Origin of the sequence: Klebsiella sp. w6 (genome assembly GCF_033100215.1) — a bacterium.
Taxonomy (GTDB): domain Bacteria; phylum Pseudomonadota; class Gammaproteobacteria; order Enterobacterales; family Enterobacteriaceae; genus Klebsiella; species Klebsiella variicola.
This window is the reverse complement of sequence record NZ_CP136907.1, coordinates 1,215,691-1,228,523: the sequence shown is the minus strand read 5'-3', so window position 1 is coordinate 1,228,523 and position 12,833 is coordinate 1,215,691. Positions and strand designations below refer to the sequence as shown.

13 protein-coding genes are annotated in these 12,833 nt (G+C 56.4%); 3 read left to right on the top strand and 10 right to left on the bottom strand.

What is annotated here, in order from left to right; genetic code table 11:
- Window positions 1-234: 234 nt before the first annotated feature.
- The 7 genes from lepB to rseD all read right to left on the bottom strand — a co-directional run bounded on the left by lepB (window position 235) and on the right by rseD (window position 5,990).
- Window positions 235-1,209, bottom strand: a complete 975-nt coding sequence (lepB, locus tag R0140_RS06045; RefSeq protein ID WP_117127243.1) for a signal peptidase I — start codon at window positions 1,207-1,209, stop codon at window positions 235-237.
- Window positions 1,210-1,222: 13 nt separating this feature from the next.
- Window positions 1,223-3,022, bottom strand: coding sequence for a translation elongation factor 4 (gene lepA, locus R0140_RS06040; RefSeq protein WP_008803765.1), 1,800 nt, complete (start codon window positions 3,020-3,022; stop codon window positions 1,223-1,225).
- A gap of 185 nt (window positions 3,023-3,207) precedes the next feature.
- On the bottom strand, window positions 3,208-3,687 hold the full coding sequence (gene rseC, locus R0140_RS06035; RefSeq protein ID WP_008803764.1) for a SoxR-reducing system protein RseC: 480 nt from the start codon (window positions 3,685-3,687) through the stop codon (window positions 3,208-3,210).
- A complete protein-coding gene (rseB, locus tag R0140_RS06030) occupies window positions 3,684-4,640 on the bottom strand; it encodes a sigma-E factor regulatory protein RseB (protein WP_012540854.1) in 957 nt (318 codons plus the stop codon). Before rseB ends, rseC begins: the two co-directional genes overlap by 4 nt.
- Window positions 4,640-5,290: an anti-sigma-E factor RseA gene (gene rseA / locus R0140_RS06025; RefSeq protein ID WP_008803762.1), complete on the bottom strand. Its 651-nt coding sequence runs from the start codon at window positions 5,288-5,290 to the stop codon at window positions 4,640-4,642. The genes rseB and rseA overlap by 1 nt, the downstream gene beginning before the upstream one ends.
- Window positions 5,291-5,322: 32 nt before the next feature.
- Window positions 5,323-5,898, bottom strand: coding sequence for an RNA polymerase sigma factor RpoE (gene rpoE, locus R0140_RS06020; RefSeq protein ID WP_002914074.1), 576 nt, complete (start codon window positions 5,896-5,898; stop codon window positions 5,323-5,325).
- Window positions 5,895-5,990: a rpoE leader peptide RseD gene (rseD, locus tag R0140_RS27785; protein WP_121980491.1), complete on the bottom strand. Its 96-nt coding sequence runs from the start codon at window positions 5,988-5,990 to the stop codon at window positions 5,895-5,897. Before rseD ends, rpoE begins: the two co-directional genes overlap by 4 nt.
- 328 nt (window positions 5,991-6,318) lie before the next feature.
- Here rseD and nadB point away from each other — a divergent pair, with 328 nt between their 5' ends.
- Complete coding sequence (gene nadB / locus R0140_RS06015) at window positions 6,319-7,938, top strand: L-aspartate oxidase (RefSeq protein WP_008803761.1); 1,620 nt, start codon at window positions 6,319-6,321, stop codon at window positions 7,936-7,938.
- On the opposite strand, the gene trmN is transcribed toward nadB, so the two are convergent.
- Complete coding sequence (gene trmN / locus R0140_RS06010; protein ID WP_023323112.1) at window positions 7,923-8,660, bottom strand: tRNA(1)(Val) (adenine(37)-N(6))-methyltransferase TrmN; 738 nt, start codon at window positions 8,658-8,660, stop codon at window positions 7,923-7,925. The genes nadB and trmN overlap by 16 nt on opposite strands.
- A 130-nt stretch (window positions 8,661-8,790) precedes the next feature.
- On the opposite strand from trmN, the gene srmB reads away from it, so the two are divergent.
- Window positions 8,791-10,122, top strand: coding sequence for an ATP-dependent RNA helicase SrmB (srmB, locus tag R0140_RS06005; RefSeq protein ID WP_012540851.1), 1,332 nt, complete (start codon window positions 8,791-8,793; stop codon window positions 10,120-10,122).
- A 45-nt stretch (window positions 10,123-10,167) separates the two neighbouring features.
- On the opposite strand, the gene grcA is transcribed toward srmB, so the two are convergent.
- Complete coding sequence (gene grcA / locus R0140_RS06000; protein WP_002914084.1) at window positions 10,168-10,551, bottom strand: autonomous glycyl radical cofactor GrcA; 384 nt, start codon at window positions 10,549-10,551, stop codon at window positions 10,168-10,170.
- A 311-nt stretch (window positions 10,552-10,862) separates the two neighbouring features.
- On the opposite strand from grcA, the gene ung reads away from it, so the two are divergent.
- On the top strand, window positions 10,863-11,552 hold the full coding sequence (ung, locus tag R0140_RS05995) for a uracil-DNA glycosylase (protein WP_012540850.1): 690 nt from the start codon (window positions 10,863-10,865) through the stop codon (window positions 11,550-11,552).
- Window positions 11,553-11,609: 57 nt separating this feature from the next.
- Here the strand turns inward: ung and R0140_RS05990 are convergent, their stop codons facing one another.
- Window positions 11,610-12,695, bottom strand: a complete 1,086-nt coding sequence (locus tag R0140_RS05990; RefSeq protein ID WP_016161649.1) for a tRNA/rRNA methyltransferase — start codon at window positions 12,693-12,695, stop codon at window positions 11,610-11,612.
- Window positions 12,696-12,833 lie beyond the last annotated feature (138 nt).

Below are 12,833 nucleotides of genomic sequence, written 5' to 3'. Positions count from 1 at the left end.
GAATGCGTCAAAGATGCAGCACACGAAACCGACCTGAGCATACGCTTCATACAGCAAGTTGAAACAGTCCAATACGCTTTCGTGTGCAGTGTCACCCGGCAGAGCGACAACCAAAAACTTCGGGGGGATATTCTATACGCAACGACACGTGATGTCGTTAGTTTGAATGGATTTAAATATTAAATAATTCACGTCGCTGCGGTTATCGCAGCGACGTGAATTCAACAGGGGAAATTAATGAATTCCACCAATGCGCGATAACCGCACGCCGGTCGGCCATTCACCTTCCTGTTTTTCAAAACTCATCCAGATAGCGGTCGCTTTTCCGACCAGGTTCGCTTCCGGCACAAAGCCCCAGTAGCGGCTGTCGGCGCTGTTATCCCGGTTGTCACCCATCATAAAATACTGACCGGGCGGTACAATCCAGGTGGCCAGCGGCAGGCCGGACTGATGGTAGTACATCCCAACCTGATCCTGGGCAATCGGCACCATCAGAATACGGTGCGTGACGTCGCCCAGCGTCTCCTGACGCTCGATCAGACGAATGCCGTCAGCTTTGGTTTCGCCCTTCGGCAACTGCCAGAAACCGCTGGACGCTTCGCCGCCGTTGCTGCGGGAGAAGGTCTGAACGAAATCGCTCGGCTCAACATTGGAATAGGTCACCGGCAGCGCGTTGCCGCAGGCCTGTCCGGAGCTGCAGCCCGGCTGAATAGTGACCTGCTTGGCAACCGGATCGTAGGTGACTTTATCGCCCGGTAATCCCACCGCGCGCTTAATGTAGTCGAGACGCGGATCTTCCGGATATTTAAACACCACGATGTCGCCGCGCTTTGGATGACCCGTTTCGATCAGCGTTTTCTGGTAGATCGGATCTTTAATGCCGTAAGCGAATTTCTCCACCAGGATGAAATCGCCAATCAGCAGGGTCGGCATCATCGAACCTGACGGGATCTGGAAAGGTTCATAGATAAACGAACGCACAATCAGCACAATCGCCAGCACCGGGAAGACCGAGGCGCCAGTTTCCAGCCAGCCCGGTTTCGGGCCCACTTTCTTCAGCGTTTTCTTATCCAGTTGCTCGCCGGTCGCTGCCTGAGCAGCGGCCTGACGCTCACGACGTTTTGGTGCGAAGATGAACTTATCCAGACACCACAACAGCCCTGTCACAAGGGTCGCAATGACCAAAATCAGGGCAAACATGTTCGCCATGCCAACTCCTTAATTATTTGCCGTCTTTACCAACGTGCAGAATGGCGAGGAACGCTTCCTGCGGCAGTTCAACGTTACCGACCTGCTTCATACGCTTCTTACCTTCTTTCTGCTTCTGCAGCAGCTTTTTCTTACGGCTGACGTCGCCGCCGTAGCATTTCGCCAGGACGTTTTTACGCAGCTGTTTCACAGTAGAGCGCGCGATGATGTGGTTGCCGATAGCCGCCTGAATGGCGATATCGAACTGCTGACGCGGGATCAGCTCTTTCATCTTCTCGACCAGTTCGCGACCACGATAAGGGGCGTTGTCGTTGTGGGTGATCAGCGCCAGCGCATCGACACGCTCGCCGTTGATCAGCACGTCAACGCGCACCATGTTCGAGGCCTGGAAGCGTTTGAAGTTATAATCCAGCGACGCATAGCCACGGGAGGTAGACTTCAGACGGTCGAAGAAGTCGAGAACCACTTCCGCCATCGGGATTTCGTAGGTCAGCGCCACCTGTTTACCGTGGTAAACCATGTTGGTCTGCACACCACGCTTCTCGATACACAGGGTGATCACGTTGCCGAGGAACTCCTGCGGCAACAGCATGTGACACTCGGCGATAGGCTCACGCAGCTCCTGAATATTATTCAGCGGCGGCAGCTTGGACGGGCTATCGACGTAGATAACTTCTTTGGAGGTCGTTTCCACTTCATAGACTACCGTCGGCGCCGTGGTAATCAGGTCAAGATCGTACTCACGCTCCAGACGCTCCTGAATGATTTCCATGTGCAACAGGCCGAGGAAGCCGCAGCGGAAGCCGAAGCCCAGCGCCGTTGAGCTTTCCGGCTCATAGAACAAGGAAGCATCGTTCAGACTCAGTTTACCCAGCGCATCACGGAAGTTTTCATAGTCATCAGAGCTCACCGGGAACAGACCGGCATAGACCTGCGGCTTCACTTTTTTGAAGCCCGGCAGCGCTTTATCCGCTGGATTACGCGCCGCGGTCAGGGTATCGCCCACCGGCGCGCCGAGGATGTCTTTGATCGCGCAGACCAGCCAGCCTACCTCGCCGCATTTCAGCTCGGTACGGTCGACCTGTTTCGGGGTGAAGATGCCCAGACGGTCGGCGTTATAGACCTGGCCGGTGCTCATCACTTTAATTTTATCGCCCTTGCGCATGGTGCCGTTTTTAATACGCACCAGCGACACGACGCCTAAGTAGTTATCGAACCAGGAGTCGATGATCAGCGCCTGCAGCGGCGCGTCCGGATCGCCTTCCGGCGGCGGAATATCGCGCACCAGACGTTCCAGCACGTCCGGCACGCCAACGCCGGTTTTCGCCGAGCAGCGAACCGCGTCGTGAGCATCGATACCGACGATATCTTCAATCTCGTCCGCTACGCGCTCCGGATCGGCCGCAGGCAGGTCGATCTTGTTGAGCACCGGAACGACTTCGAGGTCCATTTCCATGGCGGTATAGCAGTTCGCCAGGGTCTGGGCTTCTACGCCCTGCCCGGCGTCAACCACCAGCAGCGCGCCTTCGCACGCCGCCAGGGAGCGCGATACTTCATAGGAGAAGTCAACGTGGCCCGGGGTGTCGATAAAGTTGAGCTGATAAGTTTCACCATCGCTGGCTTTATAGTCCAGGGTGACGCTCTGCGCCTTGATGGTAATCCCGCGCTCACGTTCAAGGTCCATGGAGTCCAGAACCTGGGCCGCCATTTCGCGATCAGAAAGGCCACCGCAAATCTGGATGATACGGTCAGACAGCGTCGACTTACCGTGGTCGATGTGAGCGATGATCGAAAAGTTACGTATATTCTTCATATTTAGAGTTAATTATGCCTTACGAGTATCATGAGGCCGCTGTACTGTGCCTGACGTTTTTTAATCCGAAAACGCCGCATTCTACACTACATCCGTGAAACCAGGAAATGCTGTTAGATCCAGCATAACGGCAGAAATTGTGGCGTTGTTACAGGAAGAGTAAATAAAGATGAGGGGCAGTGAAATCACTGCCCCATTTCAGAGGAGGGCGTATCAACACGCAGCAGATCCGGCGGCAAACCGACGCTTAAAATCACCGGCTGCCATGACTGGCGAGCAGCCAGCTGCGGCGACAGACCGCGCGCCACCAGGAAGCCGCCGACGCCGCCCAGCAGCGCGCCGCAAAGTGACGCGATATCGCTGGCAAACAGCACCTGGAAAATGGACGCCATCACAAACAGCCCCACCAGCGGCGCCATATAGACGAGCAGCGCTGAGCCCAGCAGGCTACTTTCAGCGATCCCCAGCTCCACTTTTTGCCCCGCGGCCAATGGCTGCTCGCAGGGCACGCTAATGGTATGGCTGGTCTGCGGCCCCAGCTTGTTTAACACCCGGCTACCGCAGCCGGCACGGGAAGCGCAGCTGCTGCAGGAGGCTTTAACGTCGCAGTGCACCTGCGCCACGCCGTTATGCCAGGAAACCACGGTGGCCCACTCTTTAATCATTGTACTGCCTTGAATTTAATACTGTCAGAGATACGCTTCGCCGTCTGCGGCGGCAGTTCGCCCACCACGGTGATCTCCGCGTTATCGCGTACCGTCGTGCTGACGGTACGTCGGCCGGTGCGCAACAGCTGGTCGCTGCTGGCCGCCGTGGCGCGGTTGATATTGATCGAGAAGCTGAACAAGCCGTCGGAATAGAGACGTGATTCGACTGGACCGTCAAAAGTGGGCAGACGGCGCTGACTGCTGGAAACTTCAGCCATCCCCTGGGGAAGCCATGTTGGCGCCCAGTTGAAGTTGGCTTTGTCGCCCCCTTCAGGGACGGACAGCTGCGGCGGTAGATTCGCTTTTGCCAGCGTCTCCATGCTGGCGCTGACGTTATCGCCAACGTTGAAGGAGACAACCCGGAACTGCTCCAGCGTTTCACCGTCGCGGTCGAGCAAATCGACGCGCAGAGGCAGTTTGGTCTCGGCGTCCAGCCAGGCGATAAAGCTATAGCGCGTACCGTCGCGAGCTACGACGCGGATCACGTCGCAGAGGCGATCAGCGATACGAGTACGGCCAACGGAGATAAAATCATACGCAGCGGAGAGGCGTTTGAAATCGCTATAAACCAACGATGGCAGCGAATCGACGATGTAGTCGCCGTTGAGGGTGAAAGGATCGAGACCGGGTTCAAAATAGCTGATTTCCGTGCCGCGCAGGACCACTTCCCGGCGCGGGCCGTCCAGCTGCAGCAGTTGCGCCAGCGGTTGATTGTTCAGTCGCGCATGACGATAGCGCAGCGACTCAACGCCTTGTTTATTGATGCTGACGAAAGACAGCTCATAATTGAGGGACTGGCTGGCCAGGTTCATCTGCTGCAACAACGCCCCGGACGATGTATCAGCCGAGGCGTTGACAGAGAACAACAGGCTGCCTGCCATGAGCGACATGGCACACCAAAGTTGCTTCATTACTGCGATTGCGTTCCTAAAGTTTGATAACCCGGCACCTGGACTGCTGCCTGCTGAGTCTGGGCCTGGCCAAACTGCAGCTGCTCAGCGTGCAGGCGGCGCTGCAGTTCATAGTCCTGCAACATGGCGTTAATCCGGCGGCGCTGTTCCTGGACTTGCGCCTGCTGGCCGCTACCCGCTGATGCGTCAGCCGGCACGCCAAGGCTTACCGGGCTCGCTTTACCCATCATCGGCAGGGTATTGAACACTGGCGCCTCTGGCTGCTGAGTCGCATCAGATTGCCCATTATAGTGCTGGACGCCGACGATAACCGCAAGCGATACGCAGGCGGCAACGCCCATTTGGGTGAGTGAGCTGGCCCATGGACGCACTTTGTTCCAGAACGGCATCTGCCGCCACTGGTGGGGTGCGGGCTGAGATTCAGGAATAAGCGGCGCCGTCTGACGAACGGGCTCATTTTCAATGGCGGCCATCACCCGGGCGGAGATATCGAATTGCAGCACCTCTGCGGTATCGCCACGCAGCGTATCGCGAATGAGGTGATAGCTCTCCCAGGTTTTTTGCATCTCAGAGGAACGGCTCAGCTCGTTGAGCAGTTCTTTATCCAGCGTTTCACCATCCATTAAAGCCGAAAGTTGTTCTTTCTGCATGCCTGATACCCTTTTCCAGTATTCCGCTATCGTCAACGCCTGATAAGCGGTTGAACTTTATTATCAATAGCTTCTCGCGCCCGGAAGATACGCGAACGCACCGTCCCAACCGGACAATCCATGATAGCGGCTATCTCTTCATAGCTCAGGCCATCCAGCTCCCGTAACGTAATTGCCATGCGTAAATCTTCCGGGAGCGATTCAATGGTACGAAAAACTATTTGTCTCAGTTCTTCTGACAACATTAAGTTCTCAGGGTTCGAAATTTCTTTCAACGCCCCGCCGCTTTCGAAGTTTTCCGCCTCGTTGGCGTCAACATCGCTGGACGGCGGACGGCGTCCCTGAGCAACCAGATAATTCTTCGCCGTGTTGACGGCGATACGGTATAACCAGGTGTAAAAAGCGCTATCTCCCCGGAAAGAGTCCAGCGCACGCCATGCCTTAACGAACGATTCCTGAACAACGTCAGCGATATCGCCCGGCGGTACATAGCGGGAAACCAGACTCGCGACCTTATGCTGATAGCGCACCACCAGCAAATTAAACGCTTTCTGATCTCCTTTCTGGACCCGTTCAACAAGGACCTGATCCGTTAACTGCTCGCTCATCCGAGGTAATGTCTCCCCAAACCCAATTCCCATGCGTCTTCAAAACACCACCCAAAATCTGCATTATGAGCAAGCTGACTGTTGGAGTGCATGAAAACAATAAAGTTCCGTTACGCTTTTGTTTTTTGTCTGGCAACGGCGGCAGATCGTTATCAATCATTATATGCCCAGGTTGCTAAACAACAGGTTAGTCAATAAGAAAAAGCGCAGGCCCGACTGAAGGGTATCGTAACACAGTGTTTATTTCACTATAAAATCCAATGCTAACAACCTGCTCCACTTCTCTTTTTTACCGCACAACGCCCCTTTTCCCGGCCCCTTCTGTTTAGCCGTCACAACACCAAGCAAAAAAATATGTACGATTCCTCACGCGCTGGTGCTATTGTGAGCTAAATGTGTTTAGTAAATTAAACAAAGACGATGAATACCACTCCTGACTTCTCTTGTGATGTGTTGATTATCGGCAGCGGCGCTGCCGGTCTCTCCCTCGCGCTGCGCCTGGCGGAGCACAGTTCGGTGACGGTGCTGAGTAAAGGGCCGATCAGCGAAGGTTCGACGTTCTATGCGCAGGGCGGGATTGCCGCCGTCTTCGATGAGACGGACAGTATCGAATCCCATGTTGAAGATACGCTGATCGCCGGCGCGGGACTCTGCGATCGCCATGCGGTCACCTTCGTCGCCAGCAACGCCAGACCGTGCGTACAATGGCTTATCGATCAGGGCGTGCTGTTTGACACCCAGGTCCAGGCCAATGGCGAAGAGAGCTACCATCTCACTCGCGAAGGGGGGCACAGCCATCGACGCATTCTTCACGCCGCCGACGCTACCGGCAAAGCGGTAGAGACAACGCTGGTCGATAAAGCCCTTGCTCATCCGAATATCCGCATCATTGAGCGCAGCAATGCCGTTGATTTGATCGTCTCGGACAAGATTGGCCTGCCGGGCACGCGCCGGGTGGTCGGGGCCTGGATCTGGAACCGCAATAAAGAGCGGGTAGAAACCTGCAGCGCGAAGGCGGTGGTGCTTGCGACCGGCGGGGCCGCCAAGGTTTATCAATATACCACTAACCCTGACGTCTCTTCCGGAGACGGCATTGCGATGGCCTGGCGGGCGGGCTGCCGGGTAGCGAATCTCGAATTCAACCAGTTCCACCCCACCGCGCTGTATCATCCACAGGCGCGCAATTTCCTGCTTACTGAAGCGCTGCGCGGCGAAGGCGCCCACCTTAAACGCCCGGACGGCACCCGCTTTATGCCGGACTTTGACGAGCGCGGCGAGCTGGCCCCGCGCGATATCGTCGCCCGCGCCATCGACCATGAAATGAAGCGCCTGGGCGTTGATTGTATGTTCCTTGATATCAGCCATAAACCCGAGGCGTTTGTTCGCCAGCACTTCCCGATGATTTACGAAAAGCTGCTCGGTCTGGGAATTGATTTAACCAAAGATCCGGTGCCGGTCGTCCCCGCCGCGCATTACACCTGCGGCGGCGTGATGGTGGATGATAATGGCCGTACTGACGTCGATGGCTTATACGCCATCGGCGAAGTCAGCTATACCGGGCTGCACGGCGCCAATCGCATGGCCTCGAACTCGCTGCTGGAGTGTCTGGTCTACGGTTGGTCCGCCGCGGAGGATATCGCCCGGCGCCTGCCGCTGGCTCAGAAGGTCACCACCCTGCCGGCGTGGGATGAAAGTCAGGTGGAGATCCCGGATGAACTGGTGGTTATCCAGCATAACTGGCACGAGCTGCGCCTGCTGATGTGGGATTATGTCGGCATTGTGCGCACAACGCGCAGACTGGAGCGCGCCCTGCGGCGCATTACCATGCTCCAGCAGGAGCTGGATGAGTATTACGCCCGCTTCCGCGTCTCGAATAATCTGCTGGAGCTGCGCAATCTGGTGCAGGTGGCGGAGCTTATCGTACGCTGCGCGATGTTACGTAAGGAGAGCCGCGGGCTGCACTATACCCTCGACTATCCGCAGCCGCTGCCGAACAGCGGCCCGTCGATACTGTCGCCCCTGGCTCACATAAAGAGATAAAAATCCCCGGTCAGAGCAGTAAACCCTTCAGAGTACTGCTGCTCTGGCCCGCGGATCGCCAGTCTGTCGCTGAAACACTCTCCTGCCGTCGGGGAGAACGCCAGCAGCACCCGGTGCGGCGGCCGCAGTTCGGTCTCCGCCACGTCAGTGCGCAGTCGCAAATGCCACCCCATCGCCGTTGCCCGCTCGATAAACGCATTACCGATATCCACCGGCAGCACCACGCAAAAAAAACCTTCTTCGGTGATATGCTCTGCGGCACAGGTCAGCAGGGAGGCGTGATCGAGCGTCGTGGTATACCGCGCCTGCTCCCGCTGCGAGGTAGCGCATGGCACGCCTTCGGCAAAAAAAGGCGGGTTACTGATTATCAGTTCATAGCGTCGGGTTTGCGACGGCTGCCACTGATGGATATCGGCCTGGCAGACTTCTATGCGCGAAGACCACGGTGACGCGAGGGCATTTTCCCGCGCCTGAGCGGCTGCCTCCTCGTCCAGTTCGACCGCATCGACTTGCACATCGTGACCGGTACGCTGGGCGAGCATTAGCGCCAGCAGGCCGCTGCCCGCGCCAATATCCAGCACATGCTTCACCCCGGCAATCGGCGCCCAGGCGCCAAGCAAAATGCCATCAGTGCCCACCTTCATCGCGCAACGATCGTGGGCGACAAAGAACTGTTTGAAGGTAAAACCATTGCGCGGCAGCGCAAACTTCGACTGAGACATCCTCAATAACCTTGCCGACAAAACTCCTGAACGTAAGGCTATGCACAATACCGGAGAACAGATAGCCTTACAAACAGATGAACATTACGTCAGTAACGTCTATAATCGGCGGCCCACTCAGAGGTAGAACATGACTGTAACGACTTTTTCCGAACTTGAACTCGACGAAAACCTGCTGGAGGCCCTCCAGGATAAAGGTTTCACTCGCCCGACAGCCATTCAGGCCGCCGCTATTCCGCCTGCGCTCGATGGCCGTGACATTCTCGGTTCAGCGCCGACCGGCACCGGTAAAACGGCGGCGTATCTGCTGCCAGCGTTGCAGCACCTGCTCGATTTCCCGCGTAAGAAATCCGGGCCGCCGCGCATTCTTATCCTGACGCCGACCCGTGAGCTGGCGATGCAGGTGGCTGACCACGCCCGCGAGCTGGCGAAGCATACCCATCTGGATATCGCCACCATTACCGGCGGCGTAGCGTACATGAACCACGCGGAAGTGTTCAGCGAAAACCAGGATATCGTGGTCGCTACCACCGGTCGCCTGCTGCAGTATATTAAAGAAGAGAACTTTGACTGCCGCGCCGTCGAGACCCTGATCCTCGATGAAGCCGACCGCATGCTGGACATGGGCTTTGCTCAGGATATCGAAACCATCGCCGGTGAAACCCGCTGGCGCAAGCAGACCATGCTGTTCTCCGCCACGCTGGAAGGCGATGCGATCAAAGATTTTGCCGAACGCCTGCTGGAAGAGCCGGTTGAAGTCTCCGCTACCCCATCGACCCGCGAACGTAAAAAAATTCATCAGTGGTACTATCGCGCCGACGATATCGAGCATAAAACCGCGCTGCTGATTCATTTGCTGAAGCAGCCGGAAGCAACCCGCTCCATCGTCTTCGTGCGTAAGCGCGAGCGCGTTCACGAACTCGCCGCTAAGCTGCACGAAGCAGGGATTAACACCTGCTGGCTGGAGGGCGAGATGGTGCAGATTAAGCGCAACGAAGCGATTAAACGCCTGACCGATGGTCGCGTGAACGTGCTGATCGCCACCGACGTCGCCGCACGCGGTATTGATATCCCGGATGTCAGCCACGTGTTTAACTTCGACATGCCGCGCACCGCCGATATCTATTTGCACCGTATCGGTCGTACCGGCCGCGCCGGTAAAAAAGGCATCGCCATTTCGCTGGTTGAAGCGCATGACCACCTGCTGCTGGGCAAGATCGGCCGCTACGTTGAAGAACCGCTGAAAGCCCGCGTGATTGATGAACTGCGACCGAAAACCCGCGCGCCGAGCGAGAAGTTAACCGGTAAACCGTCGAAGAAAGTATTGGCGAAGCGCGCCGAGAAAAAAGAGAAAGAAAAAGAGAAACCGCGGGTGAAGAAACGCCACCGCGACACCAAAAATATCGGTAAGCGCCGTAAGCCAAGCGCGGCCGGGACGCCATCAACGTCCACTGAAGAGTAAAAAAAACGCCGGGACATCCCGGCGTTTTCACATCTGGCTTCAGCCTTACAGGCTTTCGGTAAAGGTACGGGCGATAACGTCGCGCTGCTGTTCCGGAGTCAGGGAGTTGAAGCGTACCGCATAGCCGGAAACACGAATGGTCAGCTGCGGGTATTTTTCCGGGTGCTCAACCGCGTCCAGCAGAGTTTCGCGACGCAGCACGTTCACGTTCAGGTGCTGACCGCCTTCCACGCGAACTTCTGGTTTCACGTCTACCGGAATTTCACGGTATTCGATTTCACCCAGTTTGCTCACCGCCACCACGTCGTCTTCCGCAAAACCACCTTTGGCACACAGGCAGCGCGCTTCGCCTTTTTCGCTGTCCAGCAGCCAGAAAGAGTTCAGCAGGTCGTCGTTTGCCGCTTTAGTAATTTGGATACCAGTAATCATTTGATGCCTCCCAGGCAGTGTTTATTCGATTTTGGCCTCTTCGCGGCCAATTGGTAAAACCATTGTTGTATGAGTGTATATATATCAGCCGCACCCTCGGCATTCCTTGATATAAATCAATAAAAACCACTCACACAAAGTGGGTATAGGGGGATTTTATTGTTTTACATCAAGTTAGGCCATGGGGTCTCATAAATAATTTTGTAAATTTTCAATTTTTTTTGCATAAAAGCCCACATCAAGCCGTGCCGATTTTGTTCTGTAGAAAGAAGCCGTTAAGCTATAGCGATGACCCTTTGCAGGAGAGCAAGATGACCACCTCTTTAACCTGGCATGACGTGCTGGCGGATGAAAAGCAACAACCCTATTTTCTCAATACACTGAAGACCGTCGCCGAAGAGCGCCAGTCCGGGATCACCATCTACCCACCGCAAAAAGACGTCTTCAATGCGTTTCGCTTTACCGAGCTGGGCGACGTCAAAGTCGTCATTCTCGGCCAGGATCCCTATCACGGCCCGGGTCAGGCCCACGGTCTGGCATTCTCGGTTCGCCCGGGCGTCGCGATCCCGCCCTCGCTCTTGAACATGTACAAAGAGCTGGAGGCCACGATCCCCGGCTTTACTCGCCCCACTCACGGTTATCTCGAAAGCTGGGCGCGTCAGGGCGTACTTCTGCTTAATACGGTCCTGACCGTCCGCGCCGGGCAGGCGCACTCGCACGCCAGCCTTGGCTGGGAGACCTTTACCGATAAAGTTATCGCGTTAATCAATGAGCATTGCGAGGGGGTGGTCTTTCTGCTGTGGGGTTCTCATGCGCAGAAGAAAGGCGCGATTATCGATCGTCAGCGCCACTGCGTGCTGAAGGCGCCGCACCCATCGCCGCTCTCTGCGCATCGCGGCTTCTTTGGCAGCAACCATTTCGTACAGACCAACCAGTGGCTGGCTGACCGCGGCGAAGCGCCGATCGACTGGATGCCGGTCCTCCCCGCCGAAAGCGAGTGATCGACAGCCATAAAAAAAGCCAGCATCAGCTGGCTTTTTCGCATTCAGGCAGGCGAATTACGCCTTGTTCTGACGCCACCATTCTGCCAGCAGGACGCCGGTCGCCACAGAGACGTTCAGGCTTTCGACATTGCCGGTACCGTTGATGGCAACGCTGAGATCGGAGCTGGAAATCGCCGCATCGGACAGACCATCACGCTCCTGGCCTAACACCAGCACCATTTTCTTCGGCAGCTCGGCTTTAAAAAGCGGCGTACCATTATGGCTGGACGTTGAGACAATCGCGTAGCCCGCTTTGCGGAACTGATCCAGGGTATCGATAAAGCTGTCGCCGGTGATCGGTTCAACATGCTCCGCCCCGCCCTCCGCCGTACGGATCGCCGCCCCGGACTCCAGCACGCCAGCATCCTGAACCACCACGCCCTTCACGCCGAAGTGCGCGCAGCTGCGCATGATCGCCCCGAGGTTGTGCGGGTTACCCACGTCTTCCAGCGCCAGAACGCAATCTTCTTCTGCCGCCTTCGCGACCCACTGGGCAACAGAGGTGCCGTGGCGTTTTTTGATCAGGAAGCAGACCCCGCCGTGGTGCTCGGTGCCGGAAGCTTTCGCCAGTTCGGCTTCGTCCACCACATGATAGGCTTTACGGTTGGCCGCCATCCAGCGCAGCGCCTCTTTAAAGCGGGGCGTGACGCTCTGAATAAACCAGGCGCGAACGATAGCTTCCGGACGGCTCTGGAACAGCGCCTGGCAGGCGTTTTCGCCATACACGCGGGTCTCTTCCGCACGCTGACGACGCAGCACTTCCGGATCGATAAAGCTCTTCCCGCTGATCCCGCCGTGATCTTCTTTTACCGGCGTCTCATCGCCAGGAGCACGGGAAACGGTACGCCACGGAGACGCATCGTCACGATGAAAATCATCGCGCTTGCGATCGTCACGCTTACGGTCGTCACGTTTGCGATCGTCGCCGCGGCTGTTTCGTTCGTCACGCGCAGGGCGGCTGCGGCCGTCAACACGAGATTTTCCTGGACGACCTCCCCCTTTCCCGGTACGTGGGTTATGGGTGCGTTTGTCAGAATCATCATCACTGCGGACATACATCACTTTGACCTTGCCGCTTTTATTTTTCAGTTCGTCGCTCATCAATTTTCTCCACCTGCGCTGCGCGAAGCGCGCAGATTACCCGATGTGTCATCGCTTCGCCATGATTTCGTTTAAAAGCCGGCCTCTATTGCACTCATCGAACAAAACGCATTGTCCTTAAATAACACTTAATCGATA

What these genes read in the sequence shown, in the direction of transcription:
- lepB (WP_117127243.1), bottom strand. Translation starts at nt 1,209, where the DNA reads ATGGCGAACATGTTTGCCCTGATTTTGGTCATTGCGACCCTTGTGACA.
- lepA (WP_008803765.1), bottom strand. Translation starts at nt 3,022, where the DNA reads ATGAAGAATATACGTAACTTTTCGATCATCGCTCACATCGACCACGGT.
- rseC (WP_008803764.1), bottom strand. Translation starts at nt 3,687, where the DNA reads ATGATTAAAGAGTGGGCCACCGTGGTTTCCTGGCATAACGGCGTGGCG.
- rseB (WP_012540854.1), bottom strand. Translation starts at nt 4,640, where the DNA reads ATGAAGCAACTTTGGTGTGCCATGTCGCTCATGGCAGGCAGCCTGTTG.
- rseA (WP_008803762.1), bottom strand. Translation starts at nt 5,290, where the DNA reads ATGCAGAAAGAACAACTTTCGGCTTTAATGGATGGTGAAACGCTGGAT.
- rpoE (WP_002914074.1), bottom strand. Translation starts at nt 5,898, where the DNA reads ATGAGCGAGCAGTTAACGGATCAGGTCCTTGTTGAACGGGTCCAGAAA.
- rseD (WP_121980491.1), bottom strand. Translation starts at nt 5,990, where the DNA reads ATGCACTCCAACAGTCAGCTTGCTCATAATGCAGATTTTGGGTGGTGT.
- nadB (WP_008803761.1), top strand. Translation starts at nt 6,319, where the DNA reads ATGAATACCACTCCTGACTTCTCTTGTGATGTGTTGATTATCGGCAGC.
- trmN (WP_023323112.1), bottom strand. Translation starts at nt 8,660, where the DNA reads ATGTCTCAGTCGAAGTTTGCGCTGCCGCGCAATGGTTTTACCTTCAAA.
- srmB (WP_012540851.1), top strand. Translation starts at nt 8,791, where the DNA reads ATGACTGTAACGACTTTTTCCGAACTTGAACTCGACGAAAACCTGCTG.
- grcA (WP_002914084.1), bottom strand. Translation starts at nt 10,551, where the DNA reads ATGATTACTGGTATCCAAATTACTAAAGCGGCAAACGACGACCTGCTG.
- ung (WP_012540850.1), top strand. Translation starts at nt 10,863, where the DNA reads ATGACCACCTCTTTAACCTGGCATGACGTGCTGGCGGATGAAAAGCAA.
- R0140_RS05990 (WP_016161649.1), bottom strand. Translation starts at nt 12,695, where the DNA reads ATGAGCGACGAACTGAAAAATAAAAGCGGCAAGGTCAAAGTGATGTAT.